The organism is Nocardia sp. NPDC051570 (assembly GCF_044454005.1).
GTDB lineage: Bacteria > Actinomycetota > Actinomycetes > Mycobacteriales > Mycobacteriaceae > Nocardia.
Genome location: NZ_JBITDI010000020.1, coordinates 125,678 through 150,677, shown reverse-complemented (window position 1 = coordinate 150,677; position 25,000 = coordinate 125,678). Strand labels below are relative to the sequence as shown.

The 25,000-nt window shown below is 66.7% G+C and carries 35 protein-coding genes and 1 pseudogene; 15 read left to right on the top strand and 21 right to left on the bottom strand.

The annotated features are described in order from the left end of the window. Positions 1 to 193 precede the first annotated feature (193 nt). Both ACIA76_RS36685 and ACIA76_RS36680 read left to right on the top strand, forming a co-directional pair. Entirely contained in the window at positions 194 to 691 is a 498-nt protein-coding gene (locus ACIA76_RS36685; protein WP_397158885.1) for a hypothetical protein, read from the top strand. Positions 692 to 897: 206 nt separating this feature from the next. Then, positions 898 to 1,320 (top strand): DUF732 domain-containing protein, encoded by a 423-nt coding sequence (locus tag ACIA76_RS36680; RefSeq protein WP_397158884.1) that lies wholly within the window; start codon positions 898 to 900, stop codon positions 1,318 to 1,320. Between the two features lie 22 nt (positions 1,321 to 1,342). Here ACIA76_RS36680 and ACIA76_RS36675 read toward each other — a convergent pair whose 3' ends face one another. Further along, positions 1,343 to 2,431 (bottom strand): helix-turn-helix domain-containing protein, encoded by a 1,089-nt coding sequence (locus tag ACIA76_RS36675; RefSeq protein WP_397158882.1) that lies wholly within the window; start codon positions 2,429 to 2,431, stop codon positions 1,343 to 1,345. Between the two features lie 10 nt (positions 2,432 to 2,441). After that, positions 2,442 to 2,735, bottom strand: coding sequence for a hypothetical protein (locus tag ACIA76_RS36670; RefSeq protein ID WP_397158880.1), 294 nt, complete (start codon positions 2,733 to 2,735; stop codon positions 2,442 to 2,444). A 686-nt stretch (positions 2,736 to 3,421) separates the two neighbouring features. Here ACIA76_RS36670 and ACIA76_RS36665 point away from each other — a divergent pair. Next, complete coding sequence (locus ACIA76_RS36665; protein ID WP_397158878.1) at positions 3,422 to 3,691, top strand: hypothetical protein; 270 nt, start codon at positions 3,422 to 3,424, stop codon at positions 3,689 to 3,691. A 564-nt stretch (positions 3,692 to 4,255) separates the two neighbouring features. Here the strand turns inward: ACIA76_RS36665 and ACIA76_RS36660 are convergent. Further along, entirely contained in the window at positions 4,256 to 4,588 is a 333-nt protein-coding gene (locus ACIA76_RS36660; protein ID WP_397158876.1) for a hypothetical protein, read from the bottom strand. A gap of 116 nt (positions 4,589 to 4,704) precedes the next feature. On the opposite strand from ACIA76_RS36660, the gene ACIA76_RS36655 reads away from it, so the two are divergent. Together ACIA76_RS36655 and ACIA76_RS36650 are read left to right on the top strand one after the other, a co-directional pair. Then, entirely contained in the window at positions 4,705 to 5,199 is a 495-nt protein-coding gene (locus tag ACIA76_RS36655) for a hypothetical protein (RefSeq protein ID WP_397158874.1), read from the top strand. 83 nt (positions 5,200 to 5,282) lie between these two features. After that, positions 5,283 to 5,450 carry a hypothetical protein gene (locus tag ACIA76_RS36650; RefSeq protein WP_397158872.1) on the top strand — a complete coding sequence of 56 codons (168 nt, stop codon included), beginning with the start codon at positions 5,283 to 5,285 and terminating at the stop codon, positions 5,448 to 5,450. A 48-nt stretch (positions 5,451 to 5,498) separates the two neighbouring features. Here the strand turns inward: ACIA76_RS36650 and ACIA76_RS36645 are convergent, their stop codons facing one another. Both ACIA76_RS36645 and ACIA76_RS36640 read right to left on the bottom strand, forming a co-directional pair. Then, entirely contained in the window at positions 5,499 to 5,840 is a 342-nt protein-coding gene (locus tag ACIA76_RS36645) for a hypothetical protein (RefSeq protein WP_397158871.1), read from the bottom strand. Positions 5,841 to 5,864: 24 nt separating this feature from the next. Then, positions 5,865 to 6,227: a hypothetical protein gene (locus tag ACIA76_RS36640; RefSeq protein WP_397158869.1), complete on the bottom strand. Its 363-nt coding sequence runs from the start codon at positions 6,225 to 6,227 to the stop codon at positions 5,865 to 5,867. Between the two features lie 131 nt (positions 6,228 to 6,358). On the opposite strand from ACIA76_RS36640, the gene ACIA76_RS36635 reads away from it, so the two are divergent. Then, complete coding sequence (locus tag ACIA76_RS36635) at positions 6,359 to 6,922, top strand: hypothetical protein (RefSeq protein ID WP_397158867.1); 564 nt, start codon at positions 6,359 to 6,361, stop codon at positions 6,920 to 6,922. 17 nt (positions 6,923 to 6,939) lie between these two features. Further along, the gene (locus ACIA76_RS36630) at positions 6,940 to 7,188 is read left to right on the top strand and encodes a hypothetical protein (protein ID WP_397158865.1); all 249 of its coding nucleotides are present in this window, start codon (positions 6,940 to 6,942) and stop codon (positions 7,186 to 7,188) included. Positions 7,189 to 7,221: 33 nt separating this feature from the next. On the opposite strand, the gene ACIA76_RS36625 is transcribed toward ACIA76_RS36630, so the two are convergent. Both ACIA76_RS36625 and ACIA76_RS36620 read right to left on the bottom strand, forming a co-directional pair. Next, positions 7,222 to 7,908 (bottom strand): hypothetical protein, encoded by a 687-nt coding sequence (locus tag ACIA76_RS36625; protein ID WP_397158863.1) that lies wholly within the window; start codon positions 7,906 to 7,908, stop codon positions 7,222 to 7,224. A gap of 43 nt (positions 7,909 to 7,951) precedes the next feature. Further along, positions 7,952 to 8,569, bottom strand: a complete 618-nt coding sequence (locus tag ACIA76_RS36620; RefSeq protein WP_397158861.1) for a DNA cytosine methyltransferase — start codon at positions 8,567 to 8,569, stop codon at positions 7,952 to 7,954. A 208-nt stretch (positions 8,570 to 8,777) separates the two neighbouring features. Here ACIA76_RS36620 and ACIA76_RS36615 point away from each other — a divergent pair, with 208 nt between their 5' ends. After that, the gene (locus tag ACIA76_RS36615; RefSeq protein ID WP_397158859.1) at positions 8,778 to 9,299 is read left to right on the top strand and encodes a hypothetical protein; all 522 of its coding nucleotides are present in this window, start codon (positions 8,778 to 8,780) and stop codon (positions 9,297 to 9,299) included. A gap of 44 nt (positions 9,300 to 9,343) precedes the next feature. Here ACIA76_RS36615 and ACIA76_RS36610 read toward each other — a convergent pair whose 3' ends face one another. The 6 genes and pseudogenes from ACIA76_RS36610 to ACIA76_RS36585 all read right to left on the bottom strand — a co-directional run bounded on the left by ACIA76_RS36610 (position 9,344) and on the right by ACIA76_RS36585 (position 14,043). Continuing rightward, positions 9,344 to 9,979: a hypothetical protein gene (locus tag ACIA76_RS36610; protein WP_397158857.1), complete on the bottom strand. Its 636-nt coding sequence runs from the start codon at positions 9,977 to 9,979 to the stop codon at positions 9,344 to 9,346. 197 nt (positions 9,980 to 10,176) lie between these two features. Further along, positions 10,177 to 10,435, bottom strand: a pseudogene (locus ACIA76_RS36605) (WhiB family transcriptional regulator). Positions 10,436 to 10,787: 352 nt separating this feature from the next. Further along, the gene (locus ACIA76_RS36600) at positions 10,788 to 11,867 is read right to left on the bottom strand and encodes an FAD-dependent oxidoreductase (protein WP_397158855.1); all 1,080 of its coding nucleotides are present in this window, start codon (positions 11,865 to 11,867) and stop codon (positions 10,788 to 10,790) included. A gap of 100 nt (positions 11,868 to 11,967) precedes the next feature. Further along, positions 11,968 to 13,101, bottom strand: a complete 1,134-nt coding sequence (locus ACIA76_RS36595) for a hypothetical protein (protein WP_397158852.1) — start codon at positions 13,099 to 13,101, stop codon at positions 11,968 to 11,970. A gap of 4 nt (positions 13,102 to 13,105) precedes the next feature. After that, on the bottom strand, positions 13,106 to 13,630 hold the full coding sequence (locus ACIA76_RS36590) for a hypothetical protein (RefSeq protein ID WP_397158850.1): 525 nt from the start codon (positions 13,628 to 13,630) through the stop codon (positions 13,106 to 13,108). Then, entirely contained in the window at positions 13,627 to 14,043 is a 417-nt protein-coding gene (locus ACIA76_RS36585; RefSeq protein WP_397158848.1) for a hypothetical protein, read from the bottom strand. Before ACIA76_RS36585 ends, ACIA76_RS36590 begins: the two co-directional genes overlap by 4 nt. Positions 14,044 to 14,545: 502 nt before the next feature. Here ACIA76_RS36585 and ACIA76_RS36580 point away from each other — a divergent pair. The 5 genes from ACIA76_RS36580 (at position 14,546) to ACIA76_RS36560 (ending at position 16,793) form a co-directional block, all read left to right on the top strand. Beyond that, on the top strand, positions 14,546 to 14,929 hold the full coding sequence (locus tag ACIA76_RS36580) for a hypothetical protein (protein ID WP_397158846.1): 384 nt from the start codon (positions 14,546 to 14,548) through the stop codon (positions 14,927 to 14,929). Beyond that, a complete protein-coding gene (locus ACIA76_RS36575; protein WP_397158844.1) occupies positions 14,926 to 15,324 on the top strand; it encodes a hypothetical protein in 399 nt (132 codons plus the stop codon). The genes ACIA76_RS36580 and ACIA76_RS36575 overlap by 4 nt, the downstream gene beginning before the upstream one ends. A gap of 206 nt (positions 15,325 to 15,530) precedes the next feature. Continuing rightward, on the top strand, positions 15,531 to 15,863 hold the full coding sequence (locus tag ACIA76_RS36570; RefSeq protein WP_397158842.1) for a multiprotein-bridging factor 1 family protein: 333 nt from the start codon (positions 15,531 to 15,533) through the stop codon (positions 15,861 to 15,863). A 238-nt stretch (positions 15,864 to 16,101) separates the two neighbouring features. Next, on the top strand, positions 16,102 to 16,401 hold the full coding sequence (locus ACIA76_RS36565) for a hypothetical protein (protein WP_397158840.1): 300 nt from the start codon (positions 16,102 to 16,104) through the stop codon (positions 16,399 to 16,401). Continuing rightward, the gene (locus ACIA76_RS36560; RefSeq protein ID WP_397158837.1) at positions 16,398 to 16,793 is read left to right on the top strand and encodes a hypothetical protein; all 396 of its coding nucleotides are present in this window, start codon (positions 16,398 to 16,400) and stop codon (positions 16,791 to 16,793) included. Before ACIA76_RS36565 ends, ACIA76_RS36560 begins: the two co-directional genes overlap by 4 nt. Here ACIA76_RS36560 and ACIA76_RS36555 read toward each other — a convergent pair. The 6 genes from ACIA76_RS36555 to ACIA76_RS36530 all read right to left on the bottom strand — a co-directional run bounded on the left by ACIA76_RS36555 (position 16,751) and on the right by ACIA76_RS36530 (position 21,768). Further along, the gene (locus tag ACIA76_RS36555) at positions 16,751 to 16,948 is read right to left on the bottom strand and encodes a hypothetical protein (RefSeq protein WP_397158835.1); all 198 of its coding nucleotides are present in this window, start codon (positions 16,946 to 16,948) and stop codon (positions 16,751 to 16,753) included. The two genes, ACIA76_RS36560 and ACIA76_RS36555, sit on opposite strands and share 43 nt — an antisense overlap. A 212-nt stretch (positions 16,949 to 17,160) precedes the next feature. Beyond that, entirely contained in the window at positions 17,161 to 17,394 is a 234-nt protein-coding gene (locus ACIA76_RS36550) for a hypothetical protein (protein ID WP_397158833.1), read from the bottom strand. A 52-nt stretch (positions 17,395 to 17,446) separates the two neighbouring features. Continuing rightward, positions 17,447 to 18,040 (bottom strand): restriction endonuclease, encoded by a 594-nt coding sequence (locus ACIA76_RS36545; protein ID WP_397158831.1) that lies wholly within the window; start codon positions 18,038 to 18,040, stop codon positions 17,447 to 17,449. 232 nt (positions 18,041 to 18,272) lie between these two features. Continuing rightward, the gene (locus ACIA76_RS36540; RefSeq protein ID WP_397158829.1) at positions 18,273 to 18,944 is read right to left on the bottom strand and encodes a cutinase family protein; all 672 of its coding nucleotides are present in this window, start codon (positions 18,942 to 18,944) and stop codon (positions 18,273 to 18,275) included. Continuing rightward, positions 18,941 to 19,771: a hypothetical protein gene (locus ACIA76_RS36535; RefSeq protein WP_397158827.1), complete on the bottom strand. Its 831-nt coding sequence runs from the start codon at positions 19,769 to 19,771 to the stop codon at positions 18,941 to 18,943. Before ACIA76_RS36535 ends, ACIA76_RS36540 begins: the two co-directional genes overlap by 4 nt. Then, positions 19,768 to 21,768: a cutinase family protein gene (locus ACIA76_RS36530; protein WP_397158825.1), complete on the bottom strand. Its 2,001-nt coding sequence runs from the start codon at positions 21,766 to 21,768 to the stop codon at positions 19,768 to 19,770. Before ACIA76_RS36530 ends, ACIA76_RS36535 begins: the two co-directional genes overlap by 4 nt. Before the next feature lie 215 nt (positions 21,769 to 21,983). Here ACIA76_RS36530 and ACIA76_RS36525 point away from each other — a divergent pair, with 215 nt between their 5' ends. Continuing rightward, positions 21,984 to 22,700 carry a hypothetical protein gene (locus ACIA76_RS36525; RefSeq protein WP_397158824.1) on the top strand — a complete coding sequence of 239 codons (717 nt, stop codon included), beginning with the start codon at positions 21,984 to 21,986 and terminating at the stop codon, positions 22,698 to 22,700. A 10-nt stretch (positions 22,701 to 22,710) separates the two neighbouring features. Here ACIA76_RS36525 and ACIA76_RS36520 read toward each other — a convergent pair whose 3' ends face one another. Next, positions 22,711 to 23,346: a hypothetical protein gene (locus ACIA76_RS36520; RefSeq protein ID WP_397158822.1), complete on the bottom strand. Its 636-nt coding sequence runs from the start codon at positions 23,344 to 23,346 to the stop codon at positions 22,711 to 22,713. An 82-nt stretch (positions 23,347 to 23,428) separates the two neighbouring features. Next, a complete protein-coding gene (locus ACIA76_RS36515) occupies positions 23,429 to 24,559 on the bottom strand; it encodes a C40 family peptidase (RefSeq protein ID WP_397158820.1) in 1,131 nt (376 codons plus the stop codon). A gap of 27 nt (positions 24,560 to 24,586) precedes the next feature. Between ACIA76_RS36515 and ACIA76_RS36510 the strand changes: the two genes are divergently transcribed. After that, positions 24,587 to 24,964 (top strand): hypothetical protein, encoded by a 378-nt coding sequence (locus ACIA76_RS36510; RefSeq protein WP_397158818.1) that lies wholly within the window; start codon positions 24,587 to 24,589, stop codon positions 24,962 to 24,964. Positions 24,965 to 25,000 lie beyond the last annotated feature (36 nt).

The following is a 25,000-nucleotide window of genomic DNA, read 5'->3' as shown; positions in this document are numbered from 1 at the left end:
ACCACGTCCCACAACGAGACAGCTTCTCTTATCAGGCGATGCTCGCAGCAGCGATCGCCGTGCTGGTATGACAGAAGAAGCGCATAGTGGACCGCGCGTCGGGCACGGAATGCTGCCGAGTTCGGCGTCACCCGCCCCACGATCTACAGACACCTCGCCAGCTGAGCGGTGCCCGCCTCCTAATGTTGTCGGTATGGCGATCGCCGGGCACATCATCGAGCTGATAGGTGCATTCCTCACGGCGCTTGGATTGGCATTGGCCTGGAAGCGGGCCGGCCAGCGAGCCGAGAAGATGTACCGAGCACTGATCACAAAGATTCTTTCCCTTCTCAGAGGCCACGGCGACCCGGTCCCCATCGGCGCGCATGACACGATCACTGTCAGCTCCACCGCCACGGTCCTCAAGCAGTACGTCCTGCTCCCCGATCCCACGGATCATCTTGGGCGGCTGCTCGATGCCATCAACGAGCTGAGCCGGGATCTCGACAGAGTCGAAAGGACACAGCTCTCTACCGCCGGCAAACCTGATCTCACCAGTGAGAACATCAGCCGCGTCGCTGGAGAAATGCTCGTCGAGTTCCAGGGTGAGCTCGAAACCCGCAGCGTCAAGGACCTCCGGTGGGCATTCATCGGGATCGCTATCACCATCATTGGATTGGCGGTCGGGATCTGCGCCGAGATCCTGAACTGAAAGCCCCCCGCCTTGGACTGCCGTCCTCTGCGACTGCCAGGAACTCTGGAGGGGCACGAGTGCACGTTTGCGCCTGTGACGGGGGGTTGGTACTGGTGAGATCGCTCACCCCTTCCAGTCCATAGCTGGGATCGCCACCGTATAAAATGAGTGAATCGTCCGCATGATCATCGGCGGATATCTCCCCGGCGCCTTCCGAGGTCACCATGAGCCGAATCAACAAGCGGCACATAGCTATCGCCGTCCTTGGCATCAGTGGAAGCGTCGGCGCGATCGCGCTCTTGAACAACACGGTCTCCAGCTACAACACAAGCCGAGCCGATGCGTCCCTCACCAAGCACGAAAGCAGTGCCGCCGCATCGACGACCGAACAACCAGCCGAGCCGGCAAGCCCCGATGATCGGATGGACCAGTTTCTGACGCAGCACGGCAACCCCCCAGAGCAGCGGGCCCACATGCGTGACATCGCGCGCGAGGTATGCAGCGATCTCGGAGCGACCAGCGACTACAACCTGCAAGTATCGATCCTGACTATCCAAGCCAACATGAACCCCGACGCAGCCCGAGTGTTCCTCAACGGCGCCATCGACATCTACTGCCCCGTATATAACGAGCTGAAACCGCACTAGATCAGGGGGGCCGAGGGGCAGCCTAGTCGCGATCCGTGAGGCGGTCGTAGAGCCTGAGCCAGGGTGCGATGCGATCCGCGCTGCAGTCGGGCACGCAATCGACGAACAAGCGCCCTCCGTGGAAGGTGCCCTCGCTCGCGCAGTAGCAGCCCCGCAGGAAGCCTTCCACGATCGCACGCTCGGGCAGCACTCCCACGGTATTCGCGCGGCGGAACCGCCCGAATACCGCCGAGCGGCCGTAGATCCGAGTGCCCGCATGGCACCTAGCCCGGTCGACGATCTGCTCAGCCGCGCGGCCCGAGGCCTTCGCCAACCGCCGCAGCGCGTCGACGAACGCCGAAGCCGAGTCCACCCCGGCCAGCTCGACCTCCGGCGGAGGGTCGTGCGGCCTGGTCAGCCGTAGCGGTTCCCTGCGCGACCGATACGGAAGTCGGGAGAACAACAGCAGCTGCCAGTACTCGATCTCCTCGGCATCGAGCCCGCAACCAATCAGAAACGCGCACACCGCTCCCCAGTGCAAGTCCACCCGGCCCGGCTTGAACAGGTCGTGCAAAGTCGAGCGGCCCACCGGATCCGCATAGGCAGACACACCGATCTGCAGCGCCGACTTCGCCGCCGAACGCGCAGCGATCTGGCGGAAGGACGGATTACCCGCCGATGCGCGCAGCCGCCCCAGCGCGGCGACGTAGGTGTCCACGCTGGCGACCTCACGTGGCAGCGGCGCATAAAACTTACGGCGATAGGCCTCCGGCGGCCGCAGCACGACCTTCCGCCGTACCGGCCTCTTCCTCACCTTTCCCACCGCCCGCGGAGGCGAGGCCGGGGTCGCGGCAGCTGCGGCACTGAGGCGTGCTCGATAAGCCCGATCCGCCTCGCGCCACATCTGCTCCCACACAGCGCAATCGGCCTCCGGCGCGCACCCCCGCACGAACGCCTCCACCGCCCGCCACGACACCGGCCACCGCGCGCACTCCACGTTGTTCACCACGGTATGGCTCAAGAAGATACGACGACCCAGCTCACGCTGGCTGATCCCCTCCGCCTCCCGCAACGCACGAGCGCGCGCAGCCAGTGCCGCCATCGGATCCGCACCGGCCAGCGACACCACCATCTCGCTCGCCCTACCGCGGCGTCCCGGGGTGGGCGGCCGGCACCAACGCGGTCAACTGCGCCGCCGCCGCGCCCAGCGCGGCCACCACTGCCGCGGCCCTCGCCAGATCCGCACCGCCCCCGGTGAACAGCACCACGGCCCCGGCCATCGCCACGAACGCCCAGATGCGCAGCACGATCACCTCTACATGACGGTGGCGCCCGCGCGACGCGGGACCGGTACGGAACCCGGTCACGGGCAGCAAAGAGAAACCGTTGAACATCGAGGAACTCACTTTCTCGTCGAATACGTCCGGACTGACCAACCAAAGCCCGCCACCTCCCGCCGCTTCACAGCCTGTCGTGGTTTGCCCTCCACCACAGGCCCGGCCCGGAACCGCCGAACTCCGGTCCAGTCTCGACCACCACCACACCCGGCAGCCACCGAATCCCCCCGCACAACGGCACAATTCACGCCGCGCTCCATGGACTCCACCGCAATGGCGGCAACACGTGGCAACCCCACCAAATCCCATGACTTCAACCCAGAAGCAGCAACACATCAAAACACCTGTGCCACAACGCAACTACGGACACCAGCACCACACTCGGGTGTCCGGATCCGTCCGGGCTTGCTTTCCAACGCACACCCCGGACAGCCATAGTTGCGAACGTCGAGATCTCCTTACCGAGGAACGTCCACCACGTCCGGACACACTCGACCCCGGCCGGTCTCCCCGATTGCCCCGGAGAGACCGGCCCTCCACAACAAACGCATCCGATTAGAGCGTTACGAAAGTATCCGCGCCTTATCCACAGGGGGTCTGACCTGGCGAGTCGGTCAGGCATGGTCTGTCTGGGCGATGCGGTAGCATGCTCTATCGGGAGGGCCAATGTGTCCTTCGGAGCCTCAGCCGGATCGGCTGGGGCTTTTTTCGTTTCACCACCCTGATCGCATCCACTCAGCCCTCGGCGCCGTGCCGAGGGCCTTTTTTGTGCCCGGAGGCGCGCCTTGTCTACCACCCGAGTCCTGGACGTCGTCGCATCCTTGGCGGCGACCGGCCTGTGGCCGTTGCTGATCCTCGCTACAGCCGTGGTCACCGTGACGGCCATAGCTCTGTGCCGGGCAGATCGCTGCGATATCCCGAAGATCTTCACGGCGTTCGCGGCCAGCTTCGGGTTCCGCGGCCTCGCTGGAGCGGATGATGACGATGCCGCCGACGTGGAAGGTCGCGCGGCCCTGGAAGATCGGAAACAGGACAATCCGGAAGAGCTGGAGTGAACCGGCGACAGCCCCATCGCTACTCGGTAGAGAATCGCGCCCTGGACTCGGTCGACACGGCTACGTTCAGCGCTGTCCTCACCAGAGCGCTGCAGGAGTGGCGGAGCAACCGTCCCGAACTCGAGCCGACCACTGCGGAGTCCGTGAGCGTCTTTCTGGAGCAGCTCGCGGTGAGCGACCCCATGCTCGCCCGAGAGTTGCTCAACAGCCTTACTTTCTTGCAGCAGGAGTACCTGCGTCGAAGCGAAGACCTCACGGAGGAACTCATCCGGGGCCTGGCCCGGCTCCAACTCGCTGTGAGCGACGCATCCGAACCAGAGCCGCTCATCGAGTGCGCTCACCACGGTTGGACCGAGCCCCGCGGTCGTCCTGCTTGCGCTGAGTGTCCATGCGAACTTCGCGCTGAGCGAGTCTTCGGCCTAGCAGACCTGGGCAGGCCGCGACGCTACTGCTGCAACGCCTGCCGACAGCGCGCATACCGGCGCCGACGATCTTCTCGCTCGAGCCAGCGGTGATCTTTGGAATCGGCTCAGCGCCGAAGAGTGATTCCACCGCCGCGCGGAGCTACCGGCTATCACCCTCGGGACGGCCATGATCTTCGTCGTCGATGATCCAGCCCCGCTGGTACGCGGGGAACCGCTCCCGAAGGATCGGGGCAGACAGCTCGACGCGACCGGCCTGGGATGCCAGCATTTCCGCATAGGCGACATCGGCGGTCATCAACGTCCATTTCGTGCGGGTGCCGTCCGGATCCCGGTCGTAGATGAAGATCGCGCCCCACTGATTGTCCGGGGAGTCGCCCACCTTCCGCAGCTCGGCGAGAACATCCTCGTCCAACAGATCACCGAACAACCGGGCATAGCCGACGACCACCATGTCAGGCTCTCTATTGTCCACCGACACAATCCTTCCCGAGACGCCGTACTCATACCGGGAAACGACGGGAGTCCACCGGCCGAAGGCCACGAACAGTCCCCCGGCATCGACACACCGGAGCGCTACCCTGGGCTGCCATGTACGCGATTGCCTCGATTGCGGGATTCTGCGCCGCCCACGGGATCTGGAGCGTATCCGATGGCGCAACGCTGATACCCATACTCGGATACGAACAGCACGACGGCACACGCGGCATGGAACGGTTCCTGTTCGACGACCTCGCCGACAGCGCACACGCCGGCCGAGCAGCCCTGGCGACCGGACGCGACGAATGGGCCCGCGCAGTGCTCGTCACCGACGCCTACCTCCACCTCGAAACCGGCCGAGTCGACGCCCTCCTCGTCGACGCCGTGGAATACCTCTCCCCCCGGCGATCCCTACAGCTGGCCGTCCCCTACCGGCCGCAACCCGATCCCGAAGGCTTCGGCGTGTACCAGCCCAAATTCCTCGACACCACCGGCTTCGACGAACCCAACTACGACGCACTCGCCGAATCATTCAACGCCGGTGTCGACTCACACGAGCACGCCGCAGCCGTATGGAGCGAATTCCGGCTCGACGAATCCGCGTAAAAACCCATCATCGCCGTGACGGCCGCGGCGCGGTCGGCACGCCGTGAGACTGATCAGTCGGTTCTTCCGGCTACGCTGGCGAGGTGGAGAAGAAAGATTTAGTGCTGTTGGTCGCGGACGGTGTCTCCACGTTCCGGGTACTCGAGATCGAAGGCGACTTCGCGTGGGTCGAGTCCGCGGAGCTTCCCGACGGGCACCCGTCCAAGTACCGCTGGCGGACCGAGACCAAATACCTGGTCGCGACCACCTGAGCACGCACACACCGCTGATCAGTGGAGGTCGCGGGTGCCGGATCCGAATTACCGGGACACGTCGGTGCAGTCCGGCCGGGGTGACCAGTCACGGGGCCAGGAGCTCAGGAACAGGTAGTCCCCGGCCCACTGGCCGTGGCAGTCCGCGCAGACGGTGAAAGTGTGCTCGCAGGATCCGGGTGCTGCGATCGGGATCTCGACTTCGCTGATGTCGACAGTGCGGTCAGTGTGCATGGGGTCAGTTGTTGCCCGGCAAGGGGTTTCCACCGCACCGTCGGGCCATTCCACGCCGTAGCAGTCCGAAGCCGCGTCGATGGGCACTGCGACGATCCGGCCCAGCCGCGCGGCGTCGTCGCTGCGGAAGACCTGTGTTCCGTAATCGAGTTCCATTCGGGATTCCGCCTTCCGTGCCGGTCAGGCCCAGGCGATGTCGGCTTCGATGTCGAGGCAGTAGCGGGCCAGCCGCTCGAGGTTGCGCAGCCGCATCGCCACGTGGCCTTCTCGGCGGGCGGTGACCCTGATCGGACTGCGGGCGGGCTGGGCCGCGTTGTCGGGGTAGAGGGCCGCGGCGATCAAGACGCGGCCGAGGAAGTTCTCCGCCTGTGCTTCACCGGTCATCTCGGCGGGCTCCTGCGGTCTGGGAACCGCCGCGCCGGCGGGGCGGCGGTAGCCCAGCAGGACCAACAAGTCGGCCGCGTTGCCGTCGTGGACGTTGACCTCGAGGTCCGCCACCCGCGGGTCACCGTGCTGGCCGGCGACGTAGAACGTGACGCTCATACTGCCCTCCTCGCGGGGTTTGCTGGGACTTCGACACTACCTTCACGATATGACAAATACAAAACTTATCGTCACGCTTACCTTATGGCGGTCCGCTTCAGAATTGCCTGACCATTCTTCTTGTATTTGTCATGACATTCGAGCTAGCGTGGGCCGACGACCAGGAGCATCCCTACACTTCGACCGAGGAGCCCACTCCGATGTCCATCACCTCACCGCACTCCCCCGCACCCCATGTCCACCGGTTCGCCGCGCACCCGCTCACCGGCAACGTCATCTGCCGATGCGGCATGACCGAAGTCGCCGCCGAAGACCTGCATCCCGACTACGTCACCGTCTGCTGCGGATGCAGCATCGGCGTGCGGGGCGAAAGGCCGATCACCCCCGAATCGCGCGTGTACTGCTTCGCCTGCGATCGCCTGAACCGGCCGGTCATCCACCGCGACCGCTGGCAGGACGCCGTGTGCGCCGCCTGCGGGCGAACCAGTGCCGAAGCGGGCGAGCCCGGATCGTGGACCTTCCATTGGCGCACAGCGCAATCGGCGTCGTTGTCGGCGCAGTCGTGCGGCGGTGAATGCGCCGACCGAGTCGAGGCCGGGCGCGACGATGCCGGAGTACTCCGACGAATCCCGCTCTCCGTCGGCGGCCGCGTGAAACGGCCGTCCCGGCGGACCTGTCACCAACCGGCCGCCTGACACGAAGGACCCAAACGATGCGGAAAGCCCTTGTGCCACAAGGTATCGAGTCCCGATTCGTCGGAATCACCGAGCACGGCCACCTGATCATCCGCTCCGGCACCACCCTGGTCGCGCTCACACCTTGCTGCCAGGCCGTGGCCACCTTCCACGACTACACGCTGTGCTGCAAACGGTGTTGGCAGGAGGTCTCCCTCGAATTCGCCGACGAGCCACAGGTGGCCATCCCCCGCGACCAGCTCACCATCACACTGATTGCGGACTGATACTCGCCCCGGGGCGCGGTCCGCTCGAGCCGTCTACTCCGGCAGGTGAGGTCGGATCGCGGCGAGCAGCCGGAAGCCCGCCAGTGCCTGCGGGGGGACGACGGCGTTGCCGAGCAGACGCAGCTGGTCTCGCCGCGACAGCGCGAGATCGGGGGCGGTGACCCATCCCGCGGGCAGCCAGAGCATCCATTCGCTCCACGCGGCGGCCAGGCGCGGGTTGCCGTGGCGGCCGGGTTCGGTCGGATCCGGTGCGGGGCGGGAAAGTCGTTGCTGGCGTGCGATGGCCGGACCGTAGCGGCCCCAGCGGGCGCTGCCGTCGAGCAGTGCGTAGTCGGCCATCTGGCGGGTGTGTCCGGCTCGACGATCCGGATGGACCCCGCCGCCGGTGCCGTCACACGCGGTGGGCGTGGGCAGCAGGGCGTCCACCGCGGACAGGGACGGGGATTTCCGGCGGCGCTCGGCGGCGCTGCTGCCGCGGCGGGCGTCGCTGGCCTTCGGGGTCGGCAGCATGCGCGTCACCGCCGACGGCAACATCAGGTCCCCGGAGCTGCCCCGCTGATTCGGGCCGCCGTGCGTTCCGTCGGTGGCGCGAGGTGTCGGCAACAGTTTGCCCTCGACCGCGGCCGCGGCGAGACCGGCCAGCAGCTGTTCCGCCGAGCGGGGCCCGGACCGGGAACGGTGCCCGCCGGTGGCGTCGGCGACCGTAGGTGTAGGCAGCAAGCACCCGGTTCCGCGGGCCGCAGGCGGCCGGCGGGTGTCGAGGTCAGCGTGGCGGTTGCGGGCGGGCCGGGTAGGCGAGGACGAACACGCGGGCGCGGGGGTGGCAAGCGCCGACGTCAGCGGCGCGTAGCACCGTCCAGCACGCATCCATCCCGCGCTCGGCCAGGTCGCCGAGTACGGCGCCGAAGGCGCGTCCGGCCGGGCGGGGGTCTTCCACAGTGCGCGAGTGCGGTTCCAGCGGGCGAACGGGTGCATGGAGCAGTCCTCTCACATTCTCGATGAGCACCCACTCCGGGCGCAGGATGTCGATCGCGGCCACCACGTGGGCCCACAGGCCCGAGCGGGTTCCCGGTCCCAGGCCGCGGCGGCGGCCCGCGCTGGACACGTCCTGGCAGGGGAAACCGGCCGTCAGCACGTCGATCGGCGCCACCGTGCGCCAGTCGACGCCGGTGATGTCACCGAGGTTCGGCACATCCGGCCAGTGCCGGGCCAGCACCGCGCGGGCGGCGGCATCGTTCTCGCAGTGCCATGCGAGCGTGGCGTCCGGGAACAGTTGCAGCGCCGCAAGGTCCAGGCCGCCGACGCCGGTGAACAGGGACCCGATCCGGTAGCGGTGCGCCGGTGCGGTGACCGGGCGGGCCCGAGCGGCGGGGTTCGTCATGCCGGACAGCGTCACTTCGGCGACCGGGCACGCTGAACGGTCGAACACCCGGAGCAAGACCCGGACGACGCGATGTGATCCGGTTCGGCCACTGCGCGGCCGATACCGCCGCGTTCCCAGGGCTGTCATCGCGCTGCGGGACACCGAATGTGTCGGTGCCCCAGGGCATCCTGATTCCTGTATGGCATCGACCAGCAGGGGGTTCGATATGGCATCAGATGCAGCAGGCGACGAACAGGACTATGTCGACAAATACTTCGCGCATCAGGTCTGTCTGCGGCCGGGCCAGACGAGCGATTCACCGGTCTGGCCCTACATTCAGCCGCTGGTGGATCCTTTCGCCGAGGACCACACCGATTTCCGATATCGCGACGAAGAAGAGTTCCATCACCTCGTCTGGCAGGTGTGGCGCGACGCGGGCGTCGATAACGACGTCACCATCGACCACGAGCTGGAACTGGCGAAGGGATCCTCGGCCGCACGGGGAAGCCGGATCGACTTCCTGATTCACCACGACGACGGGCACAAGGTCGGCGTCGAAATCAAGACGGCGAGCCAGTGGTCCGAAGAAGGAATCCAGGAACAGCTCGTGCGCTACGCCGAGACCGAGCAGGTCGACTCCATGCTGCTGTTGACCGCCGACCCCGACATCACCGAGATCGACTGGCCACGACACCTCACCGCACCGCTGTTCATCGTTCTGCTCACCGGACGCCGCGGCCGGCTATGACCCGTGCGCGGAACGCGCCACGCAGGTGCCGGACTTACGCGCGTTTACGGCGATGCCTCGGCCTCTGCCGGGTCGATCGAGGCAGTGTCGAGAACCACGGACGCGGCCACGTCGAAACGGTGGGAGGTGGCGCTCGTTCGCACGATGACGACGCCTGGCTCGTGGGTGATGGACTCGATGAGATGCCCATTCAGCAGACGCCCCAGGTCCCCGGCACCGAGTCCCGCGACCTTCTTGGCGCGTTTTCCCACCGTGCGAGGATTCACGTCAGGAACACATGTGCGGCAACGCTTCAGGGCGGATTGACCAGCTTCTTCCCGGGTGACAAGACGGCCCGCAAGATGCGGCGCATACCCGCCTCCGATCTCGGTGATGTCCGCGTAGCGCTCCCCGATCACCTCCGGGTCGTCTGTCTCCTCCACCCAGTACCACGAGGCTGTCGGCACCAATCCCCGCTTCAGACTCGGGCAGTCGACGGAGTGAATCTTGTTGTGAACGTAGTAGGTTCGCCCGCTCTCGATCGCCGCGGTGATCCTGGCCTCATAGTCCTGTAGCCATTGCTGGATCGCGCGCACCGCGTCACGGACCGAGATCTGCTCCTCGGCCTGATGCTCACAGGTGTAGCGCGGCCTGTAGGTGATATAGCCGGTCGCAGTGTGGGAATCGGCGGTGTCAGCCATGCTGACCATCCTGCATGTCGGGCCGGACTAGGAGAACGGTTTGCTATGCCACGCCGCAGAGGACCTCTCAGCTCAGGATCGCGCTGAGCCCGACCGTGACCACAGCCACGAGCACCCGAGCCCCAATCGCGGTACTCAAGGACGCGGACACCTTGGCCGCCACCAACCGGGGGGAAGCTGGTGGCGGCCAAGGTCTTTCACCGGACCAGGCGACCGTGGTCGTACTCGTGGCCACCCCACACACCGGTCTGGCCGGTCTCGGCCGCGAACGCATCGCAAGCCTCCCGGATCGGGCAGCCCGCGCACACCGCCCGCGCGTAAGCGAAGTCCTGCGACGGGAACGGGAACCAGGGCATCACCCAGGCCCGGATCGGCCGCGCACGCGGCACGCTGCCAGTCCGCGGCGGTCGAGGGCAGCAGCAGGTCGGTTAGATCGAAAAGCACAGCCGCGGTCATGATTTGCCCTCCTCCCGGGCGATTCGGTGATCTGTCGAGCATAACTCGACTGCTTGACATTATCTACAGTTTATGTCACGCGCCATCAGCGGTTCGGGACAACGGCGGTTCGGGGATCCGTCGAATTCCAGCGATCCGGCCCGAGACAGCAAAAGGCCCCGGCGCGAAGGGGATTGGCGCCGGGACCTACCTTGATCCGTCGACGGGCCAGCCTGTCGACTATCTCCGGATGCTGCCCTGGGCGAAACTGCCACAACCGGGAATCGGGAGCCCGGAGACCGTCGCAGGATTGCAGCCGATCACGAATGCCGGTTACCGGCTCCATGTGTGGATGTGTTCGGGCGAGCCCTGTTCAGGCGCGACTGGACGCGTTCGGCGGGCGCGGGGTGACCCGCCGCGCGGCGGCCCGGTCGGTGAGGATCTTCTGCCGGCGCGCGGCCATGGCGGCAGCGGGGGATCCGCCAGTGGTGATGGCCTGGTAGACAGCGTGGGCGTCCTCGAGGGCGTCGCGCGCGCCGATCCCAGCGGCGGGGGTGATGGCGTGATCGGCGTCGCCGATCAGCAGCACCCGGTTCCCGGGGTCGGCCGCGCCGTCCAGCAGCACATCCCTGGCATTGGATACGTGCACCGAATCGGTGTGCGCCAGCAGGGTTTCCACGATCGCCCCATTGCTGGGAGTGGCCTCGAGCACGGTGGCGTTCCATTCGGCGACCGGACGCATCCCCAGGTCGTCGCGTTCGAGGGGTTCGCGGGGGATGCGCAGGAACCACAGGGCAGTGGTGCCCTCGGCGCGGCTCCACACGTGCCCGAACGTGCTGGCGGGCCCGCCGGGGGCGACCTCGGCGTAGAAATGCAGCACATCGGGGGTGGTGGGCAATTCCAGGTGCGCGGCGGTCATGCCGTAGAGCACGATGTCGCCGGAGTAGGTGGGGACACGTTCGGGTTCGACCTCGGCGCGCACCACCGAGTCGATGCCGTCGGCACCGATCACCAGCTCGTCGGTGATGAGCAGGGCCTCGAGGCCGTCGCGGTGCAGCAGCAGCGCCTCGGCGTCGCGGGTGATGCCGGTGACGGCGGCACCGTGGTGCACGTGCGCGTCGGCCCCGTCCAGGTACTCTTGCAGGACGCTGATCAGGTTGCGGCGCAACCAGAACCGGTGTCCCCGGTCCATGCGCGAGGAATGAATTCCGGTGCTGGTGGTGTAGTCCAGGCCGTCGATGGCGTGGCTGGCCGAGAACAGGGCCGTCTGGTCGACGCCGAGCCCGTAGAGCGCCTCGTGCCCGCGGGCATCCAGGAACAGGAATGCGCCACCGCCGCCGGAGGTTTCGGCGGGTTGCTGTTCTAACAAGGTGGTGGTGTGTCCGGCGCGGGCCAGCGCGGCGGCGAGGACGGTTCCGGCGATCCCGCCGCCGATGATGGTCGTGTCCGACATTCAGACCTCCTGTGCGGTATTCAATTTCGTGTAACAGCGGGCGAGCCATCGTCCGCGGGCGGGGTGAAAATCGGGACTGCCGGCACCTCCTGCGCCATGATCAGATCATCTCCTTGCTTTGTCGGGCGTAACTTCGGGCCAGTGAAATCAGTGGATCCCGGCCGTCGGCGTCGAGGTCGGTGAGAATCGGCACCGCCGCCACCTGTCGGTCTGGCTGATAGAGAGCCCCCGCCCGGTGCAGACGAACCAGGGCCGCCGCGACGACGTCGGGATCTTGGTAGTCGGTGGGTTCAAGTTCCTCGGCCAGGCGCGGGCTGAAGGTAACCAGTCGATCTCGGACTTCGATGCGGCCGGTCATGCGGGCGGTGTGCGGCCGCAGCAACAGAGGAGTCCAGCCCACGCGCGGAAACGTCAGATTCGGACCGATGGTGCTGAGATCATCGCGCAACCGGCGCATGGTGCGGGTATCGAGTCCGGCGGTCCACATTGCCTGCAGCTGTCTGCTGCGGTGCGCAACAGCCACCGCCGCCCAGCTGCACACCGTGATCACGCCGCCACCGATGAAGCCCACGAAAACGAACGCCTTCAACGGTTGCGCCAGCGCAGCCTGCGGCCCGATACCGATGCTGGCCACGCGGTGCCCGGCCCAGAACCCGAACGGCATGACCAGCCCATCCAGCGCCAGTATCCACAAGCCGACCGTTGCCAAGCCGAGCGCGACCCGCAACGCGCCGGTGGCGCGGCGCGCGGCGCGGGCAGCAAGCAAACCTCCCGTAAATGTGGCTACCGGGAAGAACAAGACGCTCGAGAAATACCAGGTCAGCGTATCGCCGTGCTGGAAATCCCACAGTGCGCGACCGGGCGCCACGGCGACCCCGGATACCAGGACGGCGACCGCCGACACGGCACCGATACCGGACACGGTGTAAATCAAGGTCGTGGCCCAGCGGGTGGCATCGGCCGCCGCGTAATAAATACACAGCGCGATCAGCATCACCGCCAAGGCCCACGCCTGCAGCGACGCGCTGATGTACGGGCGCCCGTCGACCGAGCGGGCCTGAGCAGCGGCGAGCGTTTCGAAGACCCCGGCCACGCAGACGGCCAGGATCGCCACCGTGATGGCCACCGATTCGGCGCTGGGTTTGCGGCGGGTCATCTGCCAGCACCGCCACGCCCCGATCAGCACGATCACGGCGAGGCGCAGTGGCAAGTTGTAGGGCGAGTCGTAGGTCATGGTGTCACCAGCCGATCCGCTCTTGCAGCACCGCGGCCAGCCGTTCGGCGCGCTCGTCGCCCTGGGCGGGAAGTTGTGCGCCGCAGTGCAAGTCGATCCGGGTGCTGATGAGCCGGGCGACGAACTCCGCGTCTTTCTCCTCCGGCTGGCCGTAGTGGCCGGTCCGCAGGGCGCGTGGACCGTTCAGCACGACAGTGACGTCCTCGGTGGTGCCGAGGATGAGGTGCGCGAGTTCATGCAGCAGCAGGTGGGCCTGATGGTCGGCGGTCGTCATGGCCTGCACGAAGATCACCGCACCCAGGCCGGGGTCGTGCACAGTGATGGCCAATGATCCGGGAACGACCAGGGGGTGTGGTTGGACGGTGATCGGGCCGACGTGCCGGGCCAGGGCGTCGACGATGGCGGGGACGCCGCCGGACGGCTCGACCTGCAGACGGCGCAACAGGCCGATGATGCGGTGGCGCAGGATCATGTACCGCCCCGGCATCCAGTGCGGTGGCGTGGAAACCAGTGGTGTGTTCGTGATCAATCGCCTCCTGGATTCTTCGATTTCCGCATGTCTTCCACGATCTTGAGCAGGTCCAGGACCTGGCTGAGCTCGGCCGGGGAGTAACTGGACAGCCGGAACGCGATCTCCTGCTGCACGTCCTCGCCGATCGCGGACGACTCGTTCTGGCGCGACGGTGGGTTCCCGCCGTGGAAAACGTGCGCAGCGGTGCCAGGCGACCACCCGAAGGCCGTGTCGTAGCCGACGAAGGTCGGGCCCTTGGGGCGCTTCTTCCTCAGGATCTCGATCTGGTACTGCGTCATCTCCGCCGGGCCGTCGTGGTCGTCGTGGAGGGTCTTGCGGCTCCAGCCGCGCGCTTCGCGCTCGGAACGCATGATCGCGCCGAAGCGTTCGGGGTCACCCGTGGTGCTGCTACCGCCATGCCCATCGGTCACTTGCTGCTCTCCGATCTACGCAGGGCCTACAACATCCATACAGGAACGGCTCCACCAGCTGAAACATGGCCAGCATACTGCAGCCACTCCTGGGTGTACGACGCACTCGGGCGCCCTGTCGACCGCTCTCAAACCACAACATCGATGTAACGTGCAACTATCATATCGCGAACATGTTGCGAAGATGTATGTGATCGACGTAACCTCGTCCAAGCAAACCGAATAGCCGGAAACGGCTAGCGGAAGAAGCGGTTGGTCTCCCTCTAACCGGTACCGGTGACCTCGACGCCCCGGCGACCCGCCGGAGCCAGTGCCGAACAAGGGCAAGGGGCTACCGATGACAACCGCAGAACCACACACGAACTCCCATGCCGTACTGGCCGATCCGTCGACCGAGCCGGCCAGACGCAACAGCACGAGCAATCCGGCGGAGCCACCGACTCCCCCGACACCGCCCACTCATTCCACTCGTCCGGTCTCGCATCGGGTGCCCCCGGCGACAGTGGTCGGCAGCAGCGACAGGACACGACAGAGCCCTCACGACCTTCGCGAAATCGCCGAGATACACGGCGCCGACGCCATCATCGAGCGGATCAGCCAGCTCCACGCCGACGGAAATCATCACGCCGCCAGCGACCTCGCATGGGAATTCGTTCACCTGGGTGAGACCCCGACGGTCACCGACCCGGACTACATCCACCTCACCGGCGATCCCTTGGACGAGGCCGTCGCATTCGAACTCGTGGGCCTGCTCGCGGACCGATTCCCGGTGATCGCCGCCTACCTCAGCGACCACCCATCCCTCCCAGAGCTCCTGTACCGGGACCCCGAGCCGTCCATCCCGGCACCGGAATTTCCAACACCCGGCCGGAGGCGGACCTCGTGACCGCCGCGGGCTTTCACAACACCGACCTCACCCACGTCACCACCGACAGGGCAACCGTTCTCCCCATCCCCGCCACCATGCGACAGACGGCAGTGCCGCCGGCGACCTGCCCACACTGGTGCGAACGACCCCCCGGCCACGACTGGGAAGACGACATCGCATCCCCCGAGCTGATGCGCGTCCACCGGCACACCTTCCCCATCCCCGGCACCGACCACGGCAGCCTCATGGTGCTCCTCAGCGAGTACCACGGCCCCGCTGGCAGCGAGCGCGGCCCGATGAAATACGTCATCGACACCGGACTCAGCAGTGACTGCGAACTCGGCTCGACCGGCGTCCGTGGCCTCGCCACAGTGCTAGCCGAGGCGCTGACTCTCACCGCCGAACCACCGTAGAGCCGCGGCGCCCCCGCCCCGTTCGGGGCGCACCGGCCGGCGCCTGTCGCTGGGTTATTTGTCCGCCACGGTTTGCACGGAGGGTCAACGATGACCACACAACGGAAACTGACCACGATGCTGGCAGACGGTATCGGGGTGGCGCACGCAGATCGGACAGCGCCGCGCACGGCAACTCTCTCCCACATGCCGAGGAGATAGATGCCATGAGGGACTACCTTCGCTCACATCTCCAGCGCCGCAACGACACCGCGGCGGCCGACGCGCAGGATCGGGTACCCAACGAACAGCTCGCCCGCCTTCGCCTTTCCCACGGCTGGACGCAGGAAGAGCTGGCCTCGGCGGTGGCACACGCCTTGGCCGAGCAGGGCGTCACATCCGGGATCGATGCCGACTACATCAGTCGGCTCGAACGAGGGCTCATCAGTTGGCCCACAGCGCCGACCCGACGCGCACTCGAGGGCCTTCTCTGTGTCTCTGCCACCCAGATGGGGTTCGTCAACCGCCGGCTCGGCGGACCGCGTCGGCGCGTCGCTTGAGGAACCCGTTCGCCGGGCATCCGGGACTTACGGCAGAAGTTCACCGTGCCGAAGAATCTCGCTCTCGGATCCCGGTAGTTGGGGTTGGTACGGAGCGAATCGCGATACGACCACCGCCACGGCTGCAGCTGTCCGGGAGCGCGGATCTCGACATTACCTCTCAGCCCAGCACCCGGGGCTGACGAGACCATAGCCTTCACCACCTGCATGCAGAACGCTACGCACCTATAATGACGTCATGACGTCATCGAACTTCCCGGTGCGCGGCCTGTCCGAGACCGACCGTTACCTCCTCAAGCGGGCGGCACTGGAACACGGCGTCTCCGCCAACACGCTCGTGCTCGACCTCCTCCGCCGTGAACTCGACGCACTGCTGCCCGGCGCACGGGAGGCGTACGAGCGGCGCACCGAGATCGCCGAGCAGGCGCTACGCCGCCAGGGCGTGGACCCCGACTCCGCCGAGTACGCCGCGGTGCGTCGTGACGCGCGGACCGTTCTTGCGCGCGCCGACGGACTGCGCCAGGATCGGACCGCGTGAACGCTGCGGTCCTGCTACTGGATTCCACCGTCCTGATCGCCTACGAACGAGATCTGACCCGCCGAGCCCAGTCCGTGGTGCTCGAGGCGACGATCGACGGACGGCTGCTCGCCACCCCGGCCGTCTCGCTGGCGGCGGCCTGCGCCGAGCTGGCCACCCAGACCCGCGAACTGGCATGGCTGGCGTACGACCGGGAAGGGCCACTCTCGGTACTGCCGTTGGCGCTCAACGCAATCGAGATCGGCACAGCTGGCGCCGGTGCCAAAACGGTCGCCGACCTGGAAACCGCGAGTATGGTGCACGAGGCCACCTCGGCGTCCGCAGTGATCCTGACCTTCGAGCCCGCCCGTTACAGCGGCCACAGTGTCGATGTGGTGGACATGCGGCCCTGACGCACCACCAGCTCCAGCGGCGTCGAATACTCCGGATGCGGGTCGAGCGGGTCGTGCTCGATCGGGACATCATCGTCGAACCCGAACGCCAGCGTCGGTGCAGGCGGACTATGCCGAGACAGACGCGCGTGGCCGGTCATCGCAGTAGCTTCCATCGCCAGCACCTAGGAATGGAGGTTCAGCCCCGCAGGGGGAAGAACTGATGCTCGTGCCGCTCGCGGTAAACCGCGGTACGGCCCGAGAAATAGCGGTCCACGGGGGGAACTCGACGCACTGCGAGCAACCACAGGTCGACAGCCGACGACAGTGAGAGTTCCTGCGGTGCAGACCGCCGGACGCAGCAGGGCGTGGAAACCGATTCATTTCTCTACCGCGCTCTCTGCCGGGTACGACGCACCAGCACGACGCCCGCCACCACGAGTACTCCCAGCCCGACCAGGCACATCATCACCGTGGCGTGGCGGAACGCCTCCCCCACCACGTGATAGACGATCCCGCGAAGCAGGGCCGTCGCCACAGTGTCGGCAAACCCGCCACCGTGATGGTGGGCAAGGTGGCCAACCGAATCCGTGTACACCACCGCATCCAGGTACGGGGTCATCGGACACCGCCACGATCGAGGATCCAGCCATGCAAGCGCACGGATATTGCCGTCACCGGTGTGAACGCTTCCGGCTCGGTGTCAGTCCCCAGGGGGCTGGTCCCGTCTGTGACTCCCATGCGGCAAGTGCTTTCGCTGCTATGAGCAGGATTCCGGCCTGGGCCGCGTATGCCCGGGCCTGTGTGGTGAACGAATGCGCTGTGGTTACCACTGCCGCCACGTCGGCGCCATGGATGGTGTGCGCAGTTCCGCCGAACCGTTGTACGTCCTGACTGCCCACGCTGCGGCCGTTGCGGTACCGCTTGGCCTGCAGCACGATCCGTCGGCCGTCCGGGGCCCGTGCGGTTACGTCGGCACCGAGATCGCCTGCGCCACCGACTACCTGGACTTGGGTGCAGCCGTCGCGTCGGCATAGTGCCGCCAGTGCCTCCTCGAACTCCTTGGGGCTCAGCGTGTTCTGCTGCAACGCCACCAGCACGCGCGCGGCGTCGCGAGCCCGGGTCCGACGGCGATGCCACATCAGCAGCAGCGCGATGCCGATCGCCACCAGCAGCCCACATACCCCGGCGGCTGTCAGCAGTGTGGCCTGCTGCTCGGCCACGTGCGCTAGTCGCGGCGCCACCACCAGCGTCGCGACTGCCGCCATGAATATCAGCGCGGCACCGTCCGACCTCCGGCTACGCCGGCGACGTCGTCTTCCCATCAGCACACCCCTCCCTGAGTAGTTGGGCTGGAACGGATCACGGCCCGGCAGGAACTGCAACGTGGTCGGCGCGGGCGTTTGGAGCCTTGCCGGACACCGATCTGGCTGTCGCGCGCCCAACTGTGCCGGGATTCTCAGTGTGCCAGCAGGTTCCGACAGTTCATGCCCATACGGGTCAGCGGATTTGATCAGTGATCCACGCCGCCGCGGTGGCGATGTCGTCGCCGTAGGCGATGTGAGCCGGCCAGTTCTGACCGCCGCGCCAGCAGATCGGATCACCGGGACGGCAGAAAGAGCGCGTGCGGGCCGCGTATCGGCCCGGGACGTCGACGCCGAGGTTGTTGCCGAGATCGCCGAACAACTCGATTCCGGCGATACGATTTGCCAGTCCGTCCGGCAGACGGGTCGCACCCGGGATGAGATCGGTCAGCGCGCTACCCAGCGCGGTGTGGACGACAGCAGCCCCCTGGGAATAGCCGACCAGCACGAATCGCTGGCTAGGGCACTCGGCCGCCTGGCGGGCGATGTGATCGACGACGTCCGCGCTGCCGGCGCCGACGGAGAACGACAGGTTGGCCGAGTAATCGACCCGGTAGGCGTTGACCGACACCGGTGCCGCCGCCCGCACGGCGGCGAACAACGGGTCCCCCACCTCCGCACCCAGCTCGCCCCCTTCGCCTGTGCCACGGGCGACCACGAGATCGACTGCGCTGCAAGGGGTGTCCGCGTTGGCTTTAGTCGGGGTCAGAATGGCGACGGCGGTCGCCGCGAGCGCTGCTGCTGCGATTCCTGAGCGTGTGGCCCGTCCGGTTATGGTGGCGGGCTTCCTCGGACGGGCGGTGGTCATGATTTCCTCCGGCGGCGGCTGGGGCGATGGTTCGCTCGAGTGAGGCGGGCGGGTGGCTTCTGCCGGGGTGGGTGCTGCCCGTGGAGGGAGGTGCCGATGGTGTGATCGCCGAGGCTGCGTTCGGTGATCGACCAGACGATCGGCGTGGCGGGGTCAGCTCCGGGGGCTTGGCGGGCGCGGTCGTGCCAGGTGAGGAGACGGTCGCGTTCTTCTTCGGCGTCGCTCTGACTACCGTGGATGGTGACGTCGCGCGGGAAGCCGAGTCCATGGGGGCTCGTGGTGCCGAGTGCTCCGTCGACGGTGAGGATCCAGATTGCGCAAGCCGTGCGGTCGTTGGCCATCTGTTCGCGAAGGGCTAGTGCGGCACCGGGCGTCGCTCCGAGTCGGTTGATGACGTCGGTTCGGGTCTCGGCCAGGCCGAGTTGGATGAGCAGGCGGACGGTGCTGGTTTCGGAGGTGCTGAGCCGTTGGGCGAGCTCGGCAAGCGGAGTGTGCGTGGCCCAGGCTTTGGTCGCGGCCTGGGTGTCGGCCACCGACCAGAGGTCCTCGCGCCTGTGCTGTTGCCAGTCGCGGACAACGGTCATCCAGTCCCATCGAGGGCGGGCCAGCCGGTCTCTGACCCATCTTTCGCGTTCGTCGACGGGGATGTTCTCTTCCGGCGGAATGAAGTAAGCGAGGCGTTTGGCGACCGCGGTGTGAGTGCGGCCGAGATTGGCTGCTGCGGTCTCGAGGTCGAGGCCGTTGCGGAGGTCGGCGACGAGGCTGTGATAGTCGTCCTCGGTCCAGGCTGCCCAGGCCCGCAGGGTTTTCACGCGCGGTGCGGTCACAGCGCCGCCTTGGCAGCTTGCTGGGCGAACCAGTCGCTCATCCATCGCGGCGCGGTACGGCCAGCGGGGTCGACGATGAAGTCGTTGTAGAGGTTGTGGGCGTTGGTGCCGTAGAAGGCGGCGGCATCGAGGCCTTGGGAGACCATCTGTTGCAGGTCTTGTGCGCCTTGGCTGTTGGCGGCGTCGGTGAGGGTTTTCGCGAGCCCTGGCAGGTCGGCCGGTCCGGGTTGCGCGGTGGGGGCGCCGGCGGATTGATGGGCCGCGGGGTTGAGCTGGCCCAGGTATGCGGGGTCGGTCTTTTGGGCGTTGCCGGTGACTGCTCCGAATGCAACGGAGGCGACGTCGAGTCCGGGGGCGATCAATCCGGTGAGAGCGAGTCCGGCGTCGATGGGGCGGCCGGATGTGAGTGCCTGCAGGGCATTCCAGCCGACTTCTTGGAGTGCACCGACGTCGTTGGCGAGCCGGATGACGTCGACGTGGCCGAGGATGCCGAGGATTACGGAGGCGATCTGCGCGAATCCTTGGGGGTCCGGGATCATTCCGACGATTTGGCCGACCCAGCCGAGGTCGACTCCTGCGGCCATTTTGACGAGGGGCTGGAACAGGTTGTTGAGGTCACCGCAGATCTGGTGTGCGCCTTGCACGTCGAGCGCGATGATCTTCTGGGGAAGTTGGACGAATAGATCGTCGAGGATCTTGGGGAGGTTGGCTGCGAACGATGTGACGCCGGTGGCGGCGTTGAGCAGTTGGTTGACCACGGTGGCTGGCCGGAGGGTCGACATGATCCCGGTGGCGGTGGATAGGGCGTCGGGCTGCATGGTGGTCAGCGGCTGCATTTGCTGCGCCAGCTGGTTGGCGGATTGGGTGAGGTCTCCGGCCGATGCGGTCGGCGAGGCGGAGGGGTTGGCCCCTTGAGTTGCGAGGGCGTTCTGCGCGGTGGTCAGGATGCGGGCCGCGGTGTTCACCGCTCCGGTGAGGTCGATGTGGGACAGCGTGTCCAGGGCCTGACCCGCGAGGGCTTGAGGGGACCCTGTCGGAGCCGAGCTGAGCATTTGGGAGGCTGCGGTGTTTCCGGCGAGTGATTGCACGAGGTCGGCGACAGGTCGCAGGGAGGTGACGATGTTCGATGCGGCCGAGGTGACGTCTTGCGGGTTGAACTGGCCGTTCGGGTTGGCGAGCTGGGTGGTCAACGTGGACACGCTGGACGGGATGGTGCCGAGGTCGGCGCCGGTGAAGTCGGAGACGAGCGAGGAACCGATCTTCGATCCGGGATCCCCGCCGTCGCCGGTGGAGTTGCCGAGCACGTTGCCGAGTCCGGCGAGGAATCCGTCCTTCGCCCGATTGGTGGCGCAGTAGAGGTCGACGGGTTGATTGCGGCAGATCGTGGCGACCCGGCCGGCGAGTGCGCCGACCCCTTCCTGGCGGGGTCCGGCGATACCGACACCTTGCACTGGCGGTCCGACGAGGGCTTCGCCTGGCGTGCCTTGCCCCGGGTCGGAAAGGGTACCGACGGCGAGCACCTTGTCGGCGGGGATCGGCCCGCGGCCGTGGCCGATGTCGACGGCCAAGTCCATGATGGCGTGCGCACCCTGACTGAAGCCGCCGAGGATGAATTTGGTGCTCGGGCAGGAGCGGACGTCTGCGGCGATTTCGTCGGTAGCGGCCTGGACTCCGCGTTTGCGTGATTCGGCATAGGTGAGGCCCTTGTCGAAGGCGCTTGCCGGGTAGCCGGGGTATCGGATCCGAACGCGGTTGCCGAGTCGCTGTTTGAGGGGGTCTGTGACTGCGGCGAACGTACCGGCCGCGACGTCGGGGTTGGCAGCAGGGCTCGTTTCGGTGGTGCCGGCCAGCGCGACGACGGTGACTGGTGCGCAACCGGGGGCGTCGGTGTGCGCGAGCGGAATCGGTGCAGCGCCCGAGGAGGACACGGCGAGCAGGGCGACGACGATTCCAGCGGTGATGACCGTGGTGGTTGCTGCTGCGCGGCGGCGGTTCATGACCTTCACCTCTCTACAACGCTACTATTCAGCACAAATATACGATCGACTCTGACGATTGTGGAGTTGCGACATGAGCTACAGCGCAGGTTCCGCCCCTCGGGGCGCCCCCTTCGGCGCGGATACGCGGCTGGACCGGACACTGCGGCGGCCCTTACACTGCGGGGATGGGGGCCAATGTGGCACATGGGGCGAATAGTGACTGGCTGGCGCGCATGGACTGGTTGCCGGTCGATGAGCTGCCGTGGCATTTCGCGGACTATCTTCAGTTCCCGCCCGTCCTGAACCCGGTTCCTGCAGGGGAATGGCCGGGCGCGTGGGACCCGCCTTTTCCTGTCATCTTGTTCGACGCCAATAAACGAGCATCCATCAGTGATGTGTATGGGATGCGCGGGCCGGATCAGTGGGGTCGTATACCAGTCGCGGCCGAAGACGAACTGTTCCGGGCACGGTTCCCGCACACTGCGCTCCACCCCATCGCCACCCGATTGGTCGACCTGGATCAGGTGTGGATGCTGGAAATGAGCGATGACCAGAGCGTGTACTGGTCCGACGACACACCAGAGTGGCCGGCGGCTGTAGGGCCGGAGCATTTCAACTTCGATCACCCGGTTCCGGTGCTGAACGAACCGCCCGCACGGCCGTTGCCACGAATCCTGACCAGGCCGGCCGACCAGATGGGGGTGCTGACCGGCCGACGGGGCTGGCTGGCCCGCACGGAGCCAAACGCCTGGGAGGCATGCGTGGTGGTCTCGGAGATCTACTGCGACGTGCCTGCCCCGGAGGAACTCGAGGCGATTCGACGAACTCAACCGGATGCCATGTTCGCCCAATACGTGCAGGTCATGCTGCCGGTGCACCACTGGCTGCATCGGCTCACCGGAGAACCGATGCCGTCGTCTCGGTTTCCGGTGAACCGCGTCTGGTTGTGAGCTGGATGCGCTACTGCTGCACGCTGATTCGCGTCACGCGCCACACTCCTTGACCGTCCTTGGTGACGGTCGCGTATGCGGTGAGTCGACGATCTTCGACCGGTTTTCCTTGGGGGTCGAGCACGTGCTGGGTGACGGCGATGACACGAGACGCGATGGTCGGCTGGTCCGGGTTGTCATTGCGGGCGGGCACCTGGACGTCGGCGACCACGCGATCCCCCGCGGTCATCCAGTTGCGCCACTGCGCACCCGTGATCGGAGCGAGTACCTGGTAACTGTCGTCTACAGGATGGGCAAGTAGCGGCGCGGCGCGCTGGGCGGCGTCGGCTTGGGTAGCGTCGCCCGACTGGTAGGAGAACAGTGTTCGGCTTGCGGCCGCAAGTACCGCTGACGGGTCCGACGGGTTGACCGCATCGAATGGTGCGGGAAATCGCAGCCCGCCCGGGGTGGTTGGCGTGGTCGTCGGCGTGGTCGCGGAAGTGGATGCCAGTCGGCCGGCGGTGGTCGTTGTGGTGTCGGCGCTGGAGCTCGGGGGGGTCAGCGCCGCGTCGGGGTGTGTCTCCGAGCCGGTGCCGCATCGGAACAACATGATTGCGAGCAGGATGAGTGCGGCCAGGACAAGCAGGAGTCGGGCGCTGATCCTCATGGGCAGTCTCCTTTCATCGGCCGGACGGATTCGGCCTGTGATGAGTCACCGTGGCGATGGGTTGGCCCAGCAGTTCGACGCATCATGTGTACCGCCGGTAGGTCACGGGTCCGGCCACGTCAGCGACGGGCTGCCGCTGGACCTTGCCACCGGATTGGGGCGCAGCGATCATTTGGCCTCCACCGATGTACACCCCGACGTGATGGGCGACGCCCTGGCCGCCGAAGAAGACGAGATCGCCAGGAGCAGCGTCCTTTTCGCTGACGGCCTGTCCGCCGGTGGATTGATCTTGGGAGGTGCGGGCGATGGTTTTTCCGGTCGCCCGATAGACGGCCCAGCGGGACAGTCCGGAGCAGTCCCAGCCGATTTTGTTGTAGTCGTCGTAGCTGTCAGCGACACCACCGTCGCGTTGACCGAGGGTGGGCCCGTTGAGGTCGCCACCTCCCCAGGCGTAGTCGATTCCGATCTGGGATGCTGCTGCGGCGACGATGTTCGGGCCGGCAGGGCCACCGGGTACGAATTGTGGGATCTGGATCGGGCCCTGGCCGCAGTTGGCAGGCGATGGTGTCGCCGGGCCGACGGCGGCCGCCGGAACGACGCGGACTCCGCTGTCGTTGAGCCCGGCGATGATCTTCCGCCCGGCGCTCTCGTATCGGGCGTAGTCAGGTGCGCCGTTGAGGTTGTGTTGCACGGCGGCCGCGGCGTCCGGGATCGACATCGATTGCCAGTCAGCGACTTTCAGCAATGCGTCGTAGAACTTGTCTGCGGCGGTGGCAGGATTCATCAGCTCGGGGACCGTGCCCCATCCCAGGTCGGGTTGCTGTTGAAAGATGCCAATGCTGTTGTGATCCACGCCGATTCCGTCGTTCGGGTACGTAAGCGATTCCGGCACGTGTGGGTTGGCGAGATTTCGGAGGGTGCTTTCGTCTAGGGCGACAGTGACCGCGATCGTCTGCCCCTGGGTGGGGATCCGGCGGTCTACTCCTCGACCGACGATGGTGGCGAGGATGCGTTGTTGGCTCTCGTTCAGTGCTTCGGTGCCGGGGGTGCCGGCCGGTATGGATCCGATGCTGGCTGAGCCGGGTGCCGATCCGCAGCGGTCAACTGGACGGCGGAGTGCGACCTCGGTGGTCGACGCGCAACCACACACCAGGATCGCGGTGGCCACGACGCCGATCCCTGCGGCGAGGGACGATCTGTCGAGAATGGTCATGGCAGCGGCGGATCCAGGCCAGGCGCGGTGGCGGGTGGCAGCGACGGCGGGGAGCTCGGGGTAGGTAGTGGTGTCGTGCTCGCGGGTGTCGGGTTCACCGGTGTTGTCGTGGCCGCAGCCGATGGTGTCGATGTGGCCGGGTCCCGCCAGGGTGGGGTGGTGGGAGTGGCGGATGTCGGCGTCAGGGCGGACGTCGCGGGGCTGTATGTGGCTGTCGCCGACGCGGTGGTCGATGTCGTCGCCGATGTGGTTGAACTCGGCCAGGCGGGTGCCGTGGCCTGGGCTGCGGCGGGCGCGACCGGACGAGCTGGGGCGGAATGTGGTGTGGGCCGGGTGAGGATGCTGATAGCGACAGCCATCGTGAGCACCGCGACGACGGTGCCGAGTGCTCTGGTCTCGCTGTAGAGCACCCACCGCCAGATCGGACCGAGGACTGGGTTT